Consider the following 15,972-nt stretch of genomic DNA (forward strand, 5'->3'; position numbering starts at 1 on the left):
CCCGAAATAGAACTACTAGCAATCCTGTCACTAAAAACTCCACCACATCGATGAAGTTTTTAGCAACGGAAAATTAAACAGCTGGATTGTTTTTGATCAAACGAACTACTGTTGGGGAAATTTGCGCACCAACACCAGTCCAGTAAGTCAAACGATCTTGAGCAATACGCATTGCTTGCTCAGTGGCCGCTGCTTGTGGGTTGAAATAACCAATACGCTCGATAAAGTTCGAGTCACGACGGTTGCGCTTATCAGTAGCAACAATGCTGTAAAAAGGGCGCTTCTTAGAACCGCCGCGTGCCAGTCGAATGACGACCATACTTATTCCTTAAAATCTAAAATGAAAACAGGTTGATTACAACCCAATGAAATTTCTACAAAAAACCTTGGGCTCCAGCTCACCAAATAAAGACACGGTAGAGCGGAAAACCTCATATTCTAGACGAAAACCCCTATTTCTTCCACCTATTTAAGCAGACAAAACAGTAGAATAGATGCCAGATCAAAGTAAAAAATACATTAAAAACAATAACTTAGACAAATATGACCATCAAATCCCGCTTTTCAGGACCCGCTAGAAGTAACTTAAATAAGCCTTTCCTGATGCTTTCTGGTCTTGGCCTAGGCCTTTTAGTCGGCTGCGCTAACGTGATTCCTCCTTGCGGAGCCAAGATCAGCCCACCAAGTAATGAGCTCAAAAATACCAAATGGGAACTCACTCGCTGGAATCTACCCCCCAATAGCAACGGTGAGGTGCGCACTCGGCAAATTCCTCAAGGAGATGCCAGCAACCCTATCCAAATTATTTTTGATGCCAATGGGCAACGCGTCAGCGGCTCAACAGGATGCAATCGTTTTACCGCAACACTGGATGAAGACACTCGCGGCTTTTCTCTCAAACAAATCGCTAGCACCAAGATGGCTTGCAGTCCACAGCGTATGGAACTAGAAAATGACTTTCTTTATGAGTTAAACGACTATCGCAGTATCGTGCATAACGGCGATCAATTACTCATGATCGGCACTGATCGCGAAGTGCTGAGCTTTACCCAAAAACCTAATAAATAGACTTCAAAAGCCCCTATGAAAAAATCGAAATTTCTTTTTTGCACACTTGGATTATTTTTTCCGGGTAGCGGACTTAATTGCTTTTACCTCCAAGGACTCAAATCCTTTTGGGCGTGGATTCAGCTGTTTGCACTCATTGGTGGCGCAGCAGGCTGGATCATTTTAAAAGATGCTCACTTTCACTCAGCGCCAGGCTGGGTACTTGTTACCTTTGGCTTTATTGCGATTGAGGCAAGTTGGTTGACCACAATTGCTTATGGACTACGCCTGGACGAAAAGTGGGATGCACAATTTAATCCCGGCATTGAAGAACACCGCCGCAGTCGCTCTGGCTGGTTAGTCATCTTGACAGTGATTTTCTCTTTAGTCTTTGGCGCTGGCGTCATGATGACTTTTTTAGCGATTTCATTTGAGCAATTCTTTATCTCTCAAATCCATGAAGCAAAAAAGCTATCTCAGTAATTGCAGATAGCTTTTCTTTTTCAAGAACCGCTCTTTGGAGCGGTTTTTTATTTTCCTCAATATTTCTTAATATTTTTTAGAACTGCTCTACCTCTAAGGCATTTGTAGAGTGACCACTTTCTACAATTGATGTAGCTAAAGCTTGGGCTTGAGGCATCAAATTCTCAGCAAAGAAGCGTGCTGTAGCAATCTTGGCATCATAAAACTTTGGATCGCCGTCACGTAAGCCTTCTGCCGCTAAAAGCGCCCTCGCCATTTGCCAACCACCTAATACCAATCCAGATAAACGGAGGTAAGCAAAGCTACCTGCATAAACTGCCTTGATATCAGTCTTTGCATTGGCAACGACATAGGCAACCGCTTGTTCAAATGCTGCACGCGCCAATGAGAGTTGCTTGAGCACCGCTTTAGCATTATCACTACCGCTTGCAGCCAACTCTTTTTCAGTGGCAGCAATTCTTTGAGAAAGTTCTTTGGCAATAGCGCCACCATCACGCACTGTTTTTCTGCCAACCAAGTCATTTGCCTGGATCGCAGTAGTGCCTTCATAAATCGTCAAAATTCGAGCATCACGATAATGTTGAGCGGCGCCAGTTTCTTCAATGAAGCCCATGCCACCATGAACCTGAACACCTAAGCTAGCCACTTCGATAGACATCTCTGTAGAGAAGCCCTTAACGATCGGCACTAAAAATTCATAAATAGCTTGATTGGATTTGCGGGCTGCTTCGTCTGGAGCAGCATGCTGTGCATCGTATGCAGAAGCAGCGTAGTAAGCCAATGCACGAGAAGCCTCTGTATAGGCACGCATCGTCATCAACATGCGCTTTACATCAGGCTGATGAATAATGGCAACTGGGCCAGGGGAACCAGCCAAGTCACGACTTTGTACGCGGTCTTTGGCATATTGAACCGCCTTTTGATAGGCGCGTTCTGCTACCGCTACTCCTTGCATGCCGACTGCGAAGCGAGCAGCATTCATCATTACAAACATGTATTCGAGGCCACGGTTTTCTTCGCCAACTAAATAGCCGATTGCGCCACCATGGTCACCAAATTGAAGTACTGCAGTTGGGCTCGCTTTAATACCCAACTTATGTTCAATCGAGACGCAGTGCACATCATTACGCTCACCCAATGAACCATCTGCATTCACTAAGAACTTTGGCACTACAAATAAAGAAATTCCTTTGACGCCTTCTGGCGCATCAGGCGTTCTAGCCAACACTAAATGAATAATGTTCTTGGCCATGTCATGCTCGCCATAAGTGATATAAATTTTGGTACCAAAAATCTTGTAAGTACCGTCACCTTCTGGCACCGCACGCGATCTGACCATGGATAAATCTGAGCCAGCTTGGGGCTCAGTCAAATTCATGGTACCCGTCCATTCACCCGAAATCATTTTTGGAACATATTGCTCTTGAAGTTCTGGGCTTGCTGCCGTTAACAAGGCTTCAATAGCCCCGTCAGTCAGCAATGGGCAGAGCGCAAAAGAGAGATTAGCTGAATTCACCATCTCTAGACAGGCAGTAGAAATGAGTTTTGGTAACCCTTGACCACCAAACTCTGCTGGATGAATAACACCTTGCCATCCTGCGGCAGCGTATTGCTCAAATGCATTCTTAAAACCAGGGGTAGTTGTGACAACGCCATCCTTTAAGGAACTCGGATTTTGATCGCCAGTCCAATTGAGGGGCGCAACAACGTCTTGGTTAAATTTTGCAGACTCTTCCAAAATTGCAGGCGCCAGATCCACATCTGCGCCTGCTTCTGCATAAGCGGGATAGGCAACAACATCCGATAGCCCAGCTAGTTCATTCATCACAAACAACATATCTTTCACTGGGGCTACGTATGGCATTACAACTCCTCTTTATTCGGTTTGATACTTATTAATCTCTAAAATCAATCTTCGACTCAACCAAGCGCCTTTGTTAACTCAGGAACAGCCGTATTTAAATCCGCCACTAGGCCATAGTCAGCAACGCCAAAGATAGGAGCTTCAGGATCTTTATTGATTGCCACGATGACTTTGGAATCTTTCATACCAGCCAAGTGCTGAATTGCGCCTGAGATTCCAACGGCAATATACAGCTGTGGAGCAACAATCTTGCCCGTCTGACCCACTTGGTAGTCATTTGGAACGTAACCCGCATCAACAGCAGCACGCGATGCACCCAAAGCAGCCCCAAGCTTGTCAGCCAATGGCGTAATGAGTTCTTGATATTTCTCACCAGAACCTAAGCCACGGCCACCAGACACGATGATCTTGGCAGCAGTGAGTTCAGGACGATCAGATTTTGTTAGTTCGCGACCCACAAAAGATGACTGCGCTTTGCTATCAGCAGCTGCAGCCTTTTCTACAGATGCTGAACCACCTGTTGCAGCCACAGGATCAAAACCAGTAGTGCGTACAGTGATGACTTTGATTGGGTCAGCACTATGCACCGTCGCAATTGCATTACCAGCATAAATTGGACGCTCGAAAGTATCTGCAGAGACAACTTTAGTAATGTCAGATAACTGAGCAACATCGAGCTTAGCAGCAACACGTGGCAACACATTCTTACCATTTGCTGTTGCTGGAGCCAGGATATGACTGTAGTTGCCTGCAATTGAGAGAATTTGCGCCGCTAATGGTTCTGCCAGTTGGTCAGCCAAATTGGTAGCATCCATTTGAATGACTTTGCGTACACCAGCAATTTGAGCTGCTGCAGTTGCGGCCGCATCTGCGCCACTACCCGCAACCAGCACATCCACCTCTGGAGAGCATTGCAAAGCAGCAGCCACTGCATTGAGCGTAGCTGCTTTTAAAGATTGATTGTCGTGTTCAGCAATAACAAGTGCGGCCATTTAAATCACCTTCGCTTCATTTTTGAGTTTTTCTACCAAGGCTGCCACATCAGCAACCATCACACCTGCGCTACGCTTAGGCGGCTCTTCTACTTTGATTGTTTTGAGACGTGGTGCAATATCGACACCCAAATCTTCAGGCTTCACGATATCAATCGCTTTTTTCTTAGCCTTCATGATGTTTGGCAAAGTCACGTAGCGTGGCTCGTTCAAACGCAAGTCAGTCGTAATAACTGCAGGCAAAGAAAGGGCAATCGTTTCTAAACCACCATCAACTTCACGAGTCACGGTAGCTTTGCCATCCGCAACCACTACTTTAGAGGCAAAGGTAGCTTGCGGGATATCCATGAGACTTGCCAACATCTGACCAGTTTGGTTGCTATCGTCATCAATTGCTTGCTTACCGAGAATAATGATTTGCGCTTGCTCTTTATCGGAGAGTGCTTTCAGAATCTTGGCTACCGCCAAAGGCTGCAGTTCAGCATCTGTCTCGACCAAGATAGCACGATCAGCACCAATGGCCAATGCAGTGCGCAAGGTTTCTTGGCATTGGGTAGCGCCGGCAGTTACCACGACTACTTCAGTTGCTACACCAGCCTCTTTTAAACGTACCGCTTCTTCAACAGCGATCTCGTCAAACGGATTCATACTCATTTTGACGTTGGCTAAATCTACTCCAGAATTATCTGACTTCACCCGAATTTTGACGTTGTAATCAACAACGCGTTTTACTGCCACTAAGATTTTCATTTGGAATTCTCAATAATGGTTAATGATCTATTTTATCCGTCCCGCAGGGGAATCTCTAGACATCAATAGCGGTAGCAGATCCAGCCTGTTTTCGGAGCTCAAATTTCTGAATCTTGCCAGTTGAAGTCTTTGGCAGCTCGCAAAATACTATCGCCCTGGGAACCTTAAAGCCAGCCAAATGCTGCTTGCAATGGGCGATGATTTCTTCTGGAGTTACCGTTGAACCAGACTTAATCTCCAGGAAAGCACAAGGGGTTTCACCCCACTTTGGATCTGGCTTGGCAACCACTGCGGCAGCGTTCACTGCTGGGTGACGATAAAGTACATCCTCCACCTCTACAGAAGAAATATTTTCCCCTCCAGAAATAATGATGTCTTTACTGCGGTCTTTCATCTTCACGTAACCATCGGGATTCATTACAGCCAAGTCACCTGAGTGAAACCAGCCACCCTCAAATGCTTCTTGGGTAGCCTTTGCATTCTTTAAGTAACCCTTCATGGCGATGTTGCCCTTGAACATAATTTCGCCCATGGTTTCACCATCAGCCGGAACTGGTTGCATGGTTTCAGGATCCAGAACTGCAATTGCTTGCTGCATGTGATAACGCACACCTTGGCGAGCATTCAAACGCGCACGTTCACCAATATCCAAATCATTCCACTCATCCTGCTTTACACATACAGAAGCCGGTCCATACACCTCAGTCAATCCATAAACGTGGGTTAAGTCAAAACCTAACTTTTCCATACCCTCAATAATGGATGCAGGGGGTGCAGCACCAGCAATCAAGCCTTTAACACCCGTTGGCACGCCGGCCTTCAACTCATCTGGCGCATTGACTAACAAGTTGTGCACGATAGGAGCAGCGCAATAATGAGTCACTCCATGCTCCTTGATTGCCGCAAAAATATGTTGCGCATCAACTCGACGCAAGCATACATTTACACCAGCACGAGCAGCAATCGTCCAAGGGAAGCACCAGCCATTGCAATGGAACATCGGTAATGTCCACAAGTACACGGGGTGCTTATTGATATCCCAGTCCAATACATTTGATACCGCGTTAATCGCAGCGCCGCGATGGTGATACACCACACCCTTGGGGTTGCCAGTAGTACCGGAGGTGTAGTTCAAGCAAATTGCCTGCCACTCATCAGCTGGGACTTGCCATGCAAATTGAGGATCACCTTCAGCAAGTAAATTTTCATAGGTCAGTTTTCCTAATTTCTCACCAGGAATATCAAACTCTTTTTCTTCAACATCCACCACCAAGAAATCACGACCAGATTCTTTTTTGGCAATCTCGAGGGCTTTTTTCATTACCGCCGAAAACTCTGGGTCGACGATAACTACCTTTGCCTCACCATGATTGAGCATAAAAGCGATTGACTCAGCATCCAAGCGGGTGTTAAGGGCATTTAATACCGCACCTGCCATCGGAATACCAAAGTGCGCCTCCACCATTGGGGGCGTGTTTGGCAACATCACCGCTACAGTGTCACCCAAACCAATGCCGTGCTTTTGCAAGGCGCTGGCTAAGCGACGACAACGCTCATACGTTTGCGCCCAAGTCTGACGCAACTTCCCATGAATGACGGCAGTCTTATTGGGATAAATTTGCGCTGAACGCTCTAAAAAGAGGAGCGGTGTAATCGGGGTGTAATTAGCTGGATTGCGATCCAATCCTTGTTCATAAATATTTGCCATCTTTAGCTTTCGATTTCAGTTTTACTCAAATTCACTTACAACATTAAATATCTGCCAATGCCTTTACATGGGCAACCACACTCCTACCTAAGGCTGAGAGGTTGTAACCCCCTTCGAGACAACTCACAATTCTTCCTTGTGCATACTCATTGGCAATTTCTTTTAAACGCATAGTAATCCATGCATAGTCAGCCTCAACCAAACCCATCTGACCCAAATCATCTTCGCGATGGGCATCAAAGCCCGCTGAAATGATGATGAGCTCAGGCTCAAAATTACGCAAGGCAGGCAACCACTTCTCTTCCACTATTGAACGCACTACATCACCTCTAGTAGCTGCAGGCAAAGGTACATTGACCATATTGCTAGCATGATCGAGGCCGCTATAGGGGTAGAAAGGATGCTGGAAGAAGCTACACATGAAAACATTCGGATCATTGAAAAAAGCAGCTTCAGTGCCGTTGCCATGATGAACATCAAAATCAATAATAGCAACACGCTCAATGCCATAAGTCTCAATGGCATAACGTGCTGCAATAGCTACATTATCAAATAAACAAAATCCCATGGAACGCGTGGGCTCTGCATGATGTCCTGGCGGTCTTACTGCGCAAAACACATTCTCAACTTCACCCTTCATCACAGCATCAACACCAGCGATGGCTGCACCAGCAGCTCTAAGGGCTACTCTATAGGTATGGGGATTCATGATGGTGTCACCATCCAACATGAAATACCCGCTCTCGGGAGCGCGATCGCGCACAAATGAAACATGATCTGGACTGTGCACTAACTCCAGCTGATCCTCAGTTGCTAATGGGGCATCCAAATGATGTACTAGGCGGTCAATTCCGCTACGAATCATTTGATCATTAATGGCCTGAATTCTTTCCGGGCACTCTGGGTGATGACTTCCCATCTCGTGTTTCAGAAAGTCTGGATGAGTTATGTATCCTGTTGTCATTACTCAAAATCCTCAATAGCAAATTTGTAATTTTTATAATCTAATTAAACGTGCTCAATATTCAAAAATCCAAGACGATCCGCATGAACTTTCGCGTCTCCTGCTTACTCTTTGCTCTTGCGCTAGCGGGATGCTCTAGCACCCCCACACAGCCAACCCAATCGCAACAGTCCATCGTAAACCAGACTGATGATGCGGTCACAGAGGCGCGTTTTAGCCAAAACCTCAATGAACTACTGGGGCAAGTCTCCCAAGCCCAAGAAATACCGCTCCCAGCCTTAGAAATGGGCTTTCTAGATGCTAAAACGATTCCCTCAATACGCAAATTGGTATTACCCCCATCGGGCACTTTTAAGAAAAATTGGCTGACTTACCGCAAACGCTTTATTGAACCCGTTCGCCTCAAGGCTGGGAGGGCCTTCTGGGACCAAAATCAGGCTTTTTTGAGTCAAGTGGAGCAAGATTCAGGGGTTCCGGCCGAAATCATTGTGGCGATTATTGGTATTGAAACCATTTATGGGCGCCAAACTGGCAATTTCAGGGTCAAAGACGTTCTTTCAACCCTGGCGTTTAGTTACCCAGATACCCCCAATAAGCCGGCGCGCGAACAACTCTTCAAAGATCAGCTCAAAGAATTGATTCTCATGTGCTGGACAGAGGCGGGTGGCAAGCTACCCTCTAAAAATAGCAGTCAAGGGGTCAACAATGCACGCTTTAGCACCTGCCTGAATCAAAACAGCTCGTATGCTGGCGCTATCGGTCTACCCCAGTTTATGCCGAGCAGCATTCGTAGTTTTGCAGTGGATGGCGATGGCGATGGTCAAATCGACCTCAAGCAAAGCCCTAAAGACGCGATTGCTAGCGTAGCCAACTTCATGAAGAAACATGGCTGGCAAACCGGCATGCCAATTTCATTCCCAATCCAAGCAAGTGGCATCACCGCTGCTAAAGAATTAGCCGATGGAGAACCGCAACTGAAATTTACTGTTCAAGAGCTGATTGATAAGGGCATCCTCGCCAAAAAACAAGGTGACTTACAAAGTGGTGGCGTGGAACCACAAAGCAAGGCTTTCATAGTGGATCTACCTTATCCCGATAAAGATGGTTCAGACCAAGTGCAATATTTCGTGGGATTAAATAACTTCCTGACGATTGTGCAGTACAACCGCAGCTATTTCTATGCGCAAAGTGTTGCCGAGTTTGCAGAAGCTTTGGGATATAAAAATCAGAGCGTGGTGCCTGTGGAGAGCATGACTAAAAGCAGTGGCGCCAAAGCATCTACGGAAAAATCAAAACCTAAGAAATCAAGCTCTAAGAAGAAAGTGAAATCAACTTAAGCGGGAAATACGCCTGTTGATAAGTAGCGATCACCACGGTCGCAAACAATAAAGACGATCGTGGCATTTTCAACTTGACGTGCAATCCGCAAAGCTACCACCAAAGCACCTCCAGCAGAAATACCGCAAAAGATACCCTCTTCCGCAGCGAGGCGTCGCGCCATCTCCTCAGCATCCGCTTGAGATACAAACTCAATCGCATCCACTCGATCGCCCTGATAAATCTTTGGCAAATACTCTGGAGCCCACTTTCGAATCCCCGGAATTTGAGAGCCTTCTTCAGGCTGCGCGCCAATAATCTGAATCGCAGGATTCATTGACTTGAGATAAGTTGATACCCCAGTAATCGTTCCTGTAGTGCCCATTGCAGAAACAAAATGCGTAATCTGCCCATCGGTGTCACGCCAAATTTCAGGGCCAGTTGTTTCGATATGCACTCTTGGATTGTCAGGATTAGCAAATTGATCCAGCAATCGACCGCGACCCTCTCGTTGCAATTGCAAAGCGTAATCTCTTGCAAACTCCATACCACCAGAGGCTGCAGTCAAAATGAGTTCTGCGCCATAAGCTGCCATACTTTGACGGCGTTCAATACTTTGATTTTCTGGCATGACAAGAATCATTTTGTAACCAAGCATGGCGGCAGTCATTGCCAAAGCAATACCCGTATTGCCACTAGTTGCCTCAATTAAAGTATCGCCAGGTTTAATTTCTCCGCGCTCTTGCGCACGCGAGATCATCGACAGCGCAGGTCGGTCCTTTACCGACCCGGCTGGATTATTTCCTTCCAATTTACCTAGAATCACATTATTGCGATTCTCGTTTTCCAAACCAGGAATACGCTGTAAGCGAACCAAAGGCGTATTGCCCACGGTCTGTGAAATAGTGAGGTAAGAAGGTTTGCTCATGAAGCCATTTTAGCCATAAGCAAGCCTACACACGCAAGGGTTTAATTTCGGCGACTTGCTCCCGAACGCTCCGGCTGATTGCGAGGATTAGCTTGATTACGAGAACTGCGTCGACCAGAAGCCCCGCCTTCTTTCTTGGTGCGGCCATTAGGCTCCCGAAAGGAGCTTGGGGCTTCGATTGTTAAACCGTTATCCACCATTTTTTCAACAGATTTCATGCCAATACCACGAACCCGCTTTTGCAAGTCATTGGCATCCTGAAAATGCCCACCATCTAGACGCTCGGCAATAATTGTTTTAGCTTTAGCCGGACCAATACCTTTAATGCTCTCCAATTCGGTTTGGGTGGCAGTATTCACATTAATAGGTGAGGCATATACCGCTCCAGAACCTGTCATCAAAACAGCCATAGTTACTGCAGCAGCCCTAATTAAGCCACGCACCTTTTCTACATTTAAATATTGAGTCATTTTTTCTCCCGTAATCAATAAAAAATCCACGGGCACAAAGTGCACGTGGATCGTATTAAACGAATACAGAAGCTAAGAGTTGACTAGTTTTTGAAGGAGGCAGACCAATCAGTAGTTACTGATACCCCAATAATCTAATGACTCAAAATGAATTGAGCGGCACGTTGAATAAATTCAGACTCTATCTGGTTAAAGCCATGATATGCAAAAGAGTCGCAAACATTGCCTTCACTGATACCGCCTTCAATAATTTCCAGCTTTGAAATATAGTTAGCTGGCCTACCCTCTATGATTCTTTTGGTAGCTGATACTGGAGTACCCGCACAAGCATCGTCAGCATGGTGAATACCCAATACTGGGAGAGCTACATCATCGTTGAGAGATGCTGTATGAATACTTCCGGCAATAATAATTCCGCTCAACTTCCCTTTTGATTTTGCCAGCTCGTTCGCATAGTAAGTAGCCGTTGAACTACCCATGCTATGGCCAAATATCCACACTGGTAAACCAAACTTGGCTTTATAGAAAGCAACAACCTCATCCACCCGTGCAAGGTGATCTTCGCGACCGCGCAAATTTCCCCTACGCAAATCGCCTAAATCATAGGGGCTGTCCACCAGCACCGCATCAATTCCATACTGACCCCACAGATCGATGGACCGCACAAAGGTATGCCTACTTTTAACAAATCCCACCTCGGAGATGCCAGCCTTACCTCCGCCGCCAGGAAAAAGCAAAACTAATGCCTTAGGCTTCTTAACTTCAATCAAAAGGGTTCGGGTTGGCTCCTCAGTGTTATGAGGAATATCAAAAACTTGAGCGCTTACACCGAAACTGAATACCCAACACAAACATGCTAGGACTAATTTCATCTTTATCGGTTTATTTGCTATCTAAGGGATTGGCTAAAAACCCTGCATTAGCTTCTAGCCACTCGATATATCTTCCTACACCCTGCTCTACATTCAGAAAAGGTTCTGTGTAGCCAGCAGCCCTAAGCTTAGTGAGGTCGGCCTGAGTAAAGCATTGATACTTTCCTCTCAGCGCATCTGGGAATGGGATGTACTCAATCGCTTTTTCCTTTACCAGCTCTTGGAGTGTTGCCGGAGATGCTTTATCCAGCTTGCGCATAGCATTAGCTACCGCATGCGCGACATCATTGAAAGGCTGAGCTCGACCGCTACCTAAATTAAAGATGCCGCTGATTTCAGGATGATCCAAAAAGAATAGATTTACTTTGACCACATCTTCGACCGACACAAAGTCACGACTTTGCTCTCCAGGGCCATATCCGCCGTACTCACCAAAAAGTTTTACATGGCCATTAGCCTTGTATTGATGGTATTGATGAAAGGCCACCGATGCCATACGGCCTTTATGGGACTCACGAGGGCCGTAGACATTGAAGTAACGAAATCCAACTACTTGCGCTGTATTCGCTTTTTCAGAAAAACGCTTACGCATTACTTGGTCAAATAGGAACTTAGAGTAGCCGTAGATATTTAGCGGCTTCTCATGCTCACGACTCTCTACAAAAACGTCGGAGCCGCCATAGGTAGCTGCTGAAGAGGCATAAAGTAATTGTACTTTTTGAGCAGTACAAATATCAAGCAAATCCATGGTGTAGCGATAGTTATTCGCCATCATGAAAATGCCGTCTGTTTCCATGGTGTCAGAGCAAGCTCCTTCGTGAAACACCGCTCTAACCTTTCCAAAGCGACCACTTCTAAAAGCTTCTAGAAACTCATCTTTATCGAGGTAATCAATGATGTCTAAGTCGGCAAGATTGCGATATTTATCTGCAGGGCGAAGATCATCAACCGCAATAATATTTTTCTCACCACGCGCATTGAGCGCTTGAACTATATTGGCACCAATAAATCCAGCTGCGCCGGTTACGATAATAGTCACTGTAATTCCTCTGAAGTAACGGTTGCAGTCCCCAGCTTACCAACCACAATGCCCCCTGCACGATTTGCTAAAGCCATCGCCTTCTCTAGGGGCCACTTTGCAGCCAAAGCAACGGCTAATGTTGCAATCACGGTATCGCCAGCACCTGATACATCGAACACTTCACGCGCTTGCGCTTTGACATGACTCACACCTGCATCGGTATATAGACTCATGCCCTCTTCGGAGCGGGTTAAGAGCAGCGCTTGCAAATCAAGAGATTTTCTCAATCCCTGCGCTTTATTTGTTAAATCCTCTTCACTGGTCCATTTGCCAACTACTTGGCGCAGTTCGCTACGATTCGGCGTTAAGACCGTGGCACCACGATACTTTTCATAATCTTCACCCTTAGGGTCAACTAAGATCATTTTATTTTGGCTTCTTGCTTGCTCAATCATATGAGCTACTTGACCTAATGCACCTTTACCGTAATCCGACAGAATCACAACATCCGCATTGCCAACCAACTTTTCAAAACGTTCTAATTTATGAGCCAAAGCTTTTGCGCTGGGAGTCTCTTCAAAATCGAGTCGTATTAATTGTTGTTGGCGAGCAATGACACGCAACTTCACAATGGTGGGTACATCAGCATCGATTTCTAATTGACTATCAACACCACCCGCTTTTAATAACTCCACCACACGCTTACCGGACTCGTCATTACCAACAATTCCAAGAATGGTTGCCTTAGCATCGAGCGCAGCTACGTTACGCGCCACATTAGCAGCACCCCCAAGTCGCTCATCAATCTTACCAACTTGCACAACAGGAACGGGCGCCTCTGGAGAAATACGATTAGTGTCTCCGAACCAATAACGATCCAGCATGACATCGCCCACCACTAGCAGGCGTGCTTTAGAGAACTGTTCTCGATTGGCTTTTTCCATTTGCGTCTACTTTAATTATGTCTACCAATGCCATGGTACTCAATGCCTAATTCTTGCATAGAAGCAGGCTCATAGAGGTTGCGACCATCAAAAATAATGGCGCGCTTGAGTTTTTGCATGACTTGCTCAAAGTCCGGACTTCTAAAAGCTTTCCATTCGGTCACGATAATGAGGGCATCAGCACCATCTAAAGCACTCATTGGATCATCTGTCATCGATACTTGCTTGAGACCTTCTGGGTTACCCTTAAAGTCAAGCTCTAAGCAATGTATGGCTTCTGGCATCGAGACTGGATCATGGGCCACGATGGTTGCCCCACGCTTAACGAGCTCGGCAATAATCACGCGGCTTGGTGCTTCACGCATATCGTCCGTATTGGGTTTAAAAGCTAAACCCCACAGTGCGAATTTCATACCCTTAAGGTCTTCGCCAAAGCGCTTTTCGATCTTTTCTACCAAGATGTACTTTTGCAATTCGTTCACCGCTTCTACAGCATCGAGAATCTTCAGATCTCTGCCATGCTCTTTAGCGGTCTTCGATAAGGCAGAAACATCCTTTGGAAAGCATGAACCACCATAACCGGTGCCAGAGTATAAAAAGCCATAGCCAATACGTGAGTCTGAACCAATGCCTTGACGCACTGCTTCAATATCGGCGCCCACTAAGTCTGCTAAGTTTGCCAACTCATTCATGAAAGAGATGCGGGTTGCCAGCATCGCATTAGCTGCGTATTTAGTAAGTTCTGCACTTTTGACGTCCATGTAGTAGGTACGTTCATGGTGGCGATTAAAAGGAGTGTAGAGCTTGCGCATTTGCTCTTTAGCGCGCAATCCTGCTGGGCTATTTTCCGTACCAATCACAATACGATCAGGACGCATGAAGTCTTCTACTGCAGCACCCTCTTTTAAGAACTCTGGGTTTGAGACAACCGAGCACAGCTCAGAAGACAAACCTCTTTTTTCTAGTTCTTCATTAATCGCAGCCTGCACTTTGTCAGCAGTACCTACTGGTACAGTCGATTTATCGACAATTACCTTGGGCGTAGTCATGTGACAACCAATATTACGTGCTGCCGCTACAACATATTGCAAATCGGCTGAGCCATCCTCATCGGGAGGTGTGCCTACGGCAATGAACTGAATGTCACCATGCGCCACTGAGGCAGCAATATCAGTAGAAAACTGCAAACGACCAGCAGCCCGATTGCGCTCAATCATCTCTTTTAAACCTGGCTCGTAAATCGGCACACCGCCAGAATTAAGAATGGCGATCTTTTTAGGATCTACGTCAACGCAAAAGACATTATTACCCTGCTCAGCAAGACATGCGCCTGTAACAAGACCTACGTAACCGCTACCGATGATGGTGACTTTCAATTTTTCTCCAAACTCTTACATCGAAGGGCCGCTAGGTGCAGCACCTTCACTTCGTCTTGGGGAGTATGCCTCCCAATGATTACAACCAGGGCATTGCCAATAAAATCTTCGCGCCCTGAAACCACAATTACCACATGTGTAGCGAGCAAGGCTTGTTGTCCGCTGGCGCAAGAGGTTCAAAATCGACTGCAGTTCCAACAATCTCTCGGGATTGGCACTGCCCTCTTCTAGCGCAAGACGCGTTTCAGCCAACTTGGATAATGCAATCAGGGTCGGTGAATGCTGCATAACATCAGATAGCATGACATTCGCAGCCTGTGGCCCTCGAATTTTCATTAGATGTTTATGAACAAAATCAAGTAATTCACCTGTCGCTTGCGTTTTCAGTAGCTCACAGAGACGATCTAACCCTTCAGGCTCTTTGCCAATGGCGGCATGCGCGAGCATCCAGCGATCTGCTAGTAAATGCATGTATGCAGGATGCGAATTAGCAATCACACTCCAGGCTTCAATTGCTTGAGTGGGCCGGTCCATCGCCATCAAATAGTCGCCTTGCAAGATTAAAGCGCGGGCATGGTTGGGTACAGCTTGCAGCGCACGTTGTATGGATTGCTCTGCCTCGACTAAGTCCTTGCGTCGCAAGGCCTCTTGAGCAAGTTCACAGTGAAATTGTGCGATCTCAGTATGGTGCGATTTTCCTTGCAAGCCTTCAAGCTCACTAGCAGCAATGATCGCTTTTTTCCAATCATGCTCAATTTGATACATCTCCAGCAAACTTTCTTTTGCAGGCTCGGCATACTTACCATCGCCCACGCGATTTAATGAGGCCTCTGCACGGTCGAGTAATCCTGCACGCAAAAAGTCGCGACCTAATTCATAGGCGGCATGGTCACGGTCACGCGGCTTTAAGTCATCGCGATTTGCTAAGTGCTGATGCACACGAATAGCGCGTTCAGTCTCGCCACGACGACGGAATAGGTTACCCAATGAAAAATGGAGTTCAATGGTTTCTGGATCTAGCTGTGCAATTTTGACTAAGGTTTCAATCGCTTGATCTGGCTGCTCATTGAGCAAGAGGCTTAAGCCTTTAAAAGTTGAGCGCTGCTGACGCATACGTTCGCGCTCATCCATGCGATTCTCAAGGCGCAAATCCCAGCGCGCCGCCAACCAACCAATGCCAAACATCACTGGAAGCAGTAATAGCCAGGCGGTAGCAATCTGAATCATGCCGTGCAG

16 protein-coding genes are annotated in these 15,972 nt (G+C 46.3%); 3 read left to right on the plus strand and 13 right to left on the minus strand.

The genetic code is table 11. From position 1 onward, the window contains the following. Nucleotides 1-73: 73 nt before the first annotated feature. Nucleotides 74-319, minus strand: a complete 246-nt coding sequence (rpsP, locus tag ICV36_RS07190) for a 30S ribosomal protein S16 (RefSeq protein ID WP_011902362.1) — start codon at nt 317-319, stop codon at nt 74-76. A gap of 224 nt (nt 320-543) precedes the next feature. Between rpsP and ICV36_RS07195 the strand changes: the two genes are divergently transcribed. Both ICV36_RS07195 and ICV36_RS07200 read left to right on the plus strand, forming a co-directional pair. Further along, nucleotides 544-1,068 (plus strand): META domain-containing protein, encoded by a 525-nt coding sequence (locus tag ICV36_RS07195; protein WP_251374943.1) that lies wholly within the window; start codon nt 544-546, stop codon nt 1,066-1,068. A gap of 15 nt (nt 1,069-1,083) precedes the next feature. Then, the gene (locus ICV36_RS07200) at nt 1,084-1,530 is read left to right on the plus strand and encodes a hypothetical protein (protein WP_215400039.1); all 447 of its coding nucleotides are present in this window, start codon (nt 1,084-1,086) and stop codon (nt 1,528-1,530) included. 76 nt (nt 1,531-1,606) lie between these two features. Here ICV36_RS07200 and ICV36_RS07205 read toward each other — a convergent pair whose 3' ends face one another. Genes ICV36_RS07205 through ICV36_RS07225 form a run of 5 tightly spaced genes read right to left on the minus strand, consistent with a single transcriptional unit; the run spans nt 1,607 to nt 7,808 of the window. Beyond that, nucleotides 1,607-3,394 (minus strand): acyl-CoA dehydrogenase, encoded by a 1,788-nt coding sequence (locus ICV36_RS07205; RefSeq protein WP_215400040.1) that lies wholly within the window; start codon nt 3,392-3,394, stop codon nt 1,607-1,609. A gap of 56 nt (nt 3,395-3,450) precedes the next feature. After that, nucleotides 3,451-4,386 (minus strand): electron transfer flavoprotein subunit alpha/FixB family protein, encoded by a 936-nt coding sequence (locus tag ICV36_RS07210; protein WP_215400041.1) that lies wholly within the window; start codon nt 4,384-4,386, stop codon nt 3,451-3,453. Further along, nucleotides 4,387-5,136: an electron transfer flavoprotein subunit beta/FixA family protein gene (locus ICV36_RS07215; RefSeq protein WP_215400042.1), complete on the minus strand. Its 750-nt coding sequence runs from the start codon at nt 5,134-5,136 to the stop codon at nt 4,387-4,389. A 55-nt stretch (nt 5,137-5,191) separates the two neighbouring features. Further along, nucleotides 5,192-6,844 carry an acyl-CoA synthetase gene (locus ICV36_RS07220; RefSeq protein ID WP_215400043.1) on the minus strand — a complete coding sequence of 551 codons (1,653 nt, stop codon included), beginning with the start codon at nt 6,842-6,844 and terminating at the stop codon, nt 5,192-5,194. A 43-nt stretch (nt 6,845-6,887) separates the two neighbouring features. After that, nucleotides 6,888-7,808, minus strand: coding sequence for a histone deacetylase family protein (locus tag ICV36_RS07225; protein ID WP_215400044.1), 921 nt, complete (start codon nt 7,806-7,808; stop codon nt 6,888-6,890). An 83-nt stretch (nt 7,809-7,891) separates the two neighbouring features. Here ICV36_RS07225 and ICV36_RS07230 point away from each other — a divergent pair, with 83 nt between their 5' ends. Continuing rightward, nucleotides 7,892-9,145, plus strand: coding sequence for a lytic transglycosylase domain-containing protein (locus tag ICV36_RS07230; protein WP_215400045.1), 1,254 nt, complete (start codon nt 7,892-7,894; stop codon nt 9,143-9,145). Here ICV36_RS07230 and cysM read toward each other — a convergent pair. The 7 genes from cysM to lapB all read right to left on the minus strand — a co-directional run bounded on the left by cysM (nt 9,142) and on the right by lapB (nt 15,963). Next, nucleotides 9,142-10,053, minus strand: coding sequence for a cysteine synthase CysM (gene cysM / locus ICV36_RS07235; protein WP_215400046.1), 912 nt, complete (start codon nt 10,051-10,053; stop codon nt 9,142-9,144). The genes ICV36_RS07230 and cysM overlap by 4 nt on opposite strands. A 41-nt stretch (nt 10,054-10,094) precedes the next feature. Continuing rightward, entirely contained in the window at nt 10,095-10,523 is a 429-nt protein-coding gene (locus ICV36_RS07240; protein ID WP_251374945.1) for a helix-hairpin-helix domain-containing protein, read from the minus strand. Nucleotides 10,524-10,657: 134 nt separating this feature from the next. Continuing rightward, nucleotides 10,658-11,395, minus strand: coding sequence for an alpha/beta hydrolase (locus ICV36_RS07245; protein WP_215400047.1), 738 nt, complete (start codon nt 11,393-11,395; stop codon nt 10,658-10,660). A 10-nt stretch (nt 11,396-11,405) separates the two neighbouring features. Further along, nucleotides 11,406-12,434, minus strand: coding sequence for an ADP-glyceromanno-heptose 6-epimerase (rfaD, locus tag ICV36_RS07250; protein ID WP_215400048.1), 1,029 nt, complete (start codon nt 12,432-12,434; stop codon nt 11,406-11,408). Next, a complete protein-coding gene (gene rfaE1, locus ICV36_RS07255) occupies nt 12,431-13,360 on the minus strand; it encodes a D-glycero-beta-D-manno-heptose-7-phosphate kinase (RefSeq protein WP_215400049.1) in 930 nt (309 codons plus the stop codon). The genes rfaD and rfaE1 overlap by 4 nt, the downstream gene beginning before the upstream one ends. An 11-nt stretch (nt 13,361-13,371) precedes the next feature. After that, a complete protein-coding gene (locus tag ICV36_RS07260; protein WP_215400050.1) occupies nt 13,372-14,736 on the minus strand; it encodes a UDP-glucose/GDP-mannose dehydrogenase family protein in 1,365 nt (454 codons plus the stop codon). Between the two features lie 15 nt (nt 14,737-14,751). After that, nucleotides 14,752-15,963 carry a lipopolysaccharide assembly protein LapB gene (gene lapB, locus ICV36_RS07265; protein ID WP_215400051.1) on the minus strand — a complete coding sequence of 404 codons (1,212 nt, stop codon included), beginning with the start codon at nt 15,961-15,963 and terminating at the stop codon, nt 14,752-14,754. Nucleotides 15,964-15,972: the final 9 nt, after the last annotated feature.

Source organism: Polynucleobacter sp. MWH-UH35A, assembly GCF_018687075.1.
Classification (GTDB): domain Bacteria; phylum Pseudomonadota; class Gammaproteobacteria; order Burkholderiales; family Burkholderiaceae; genus Polynucleobacter.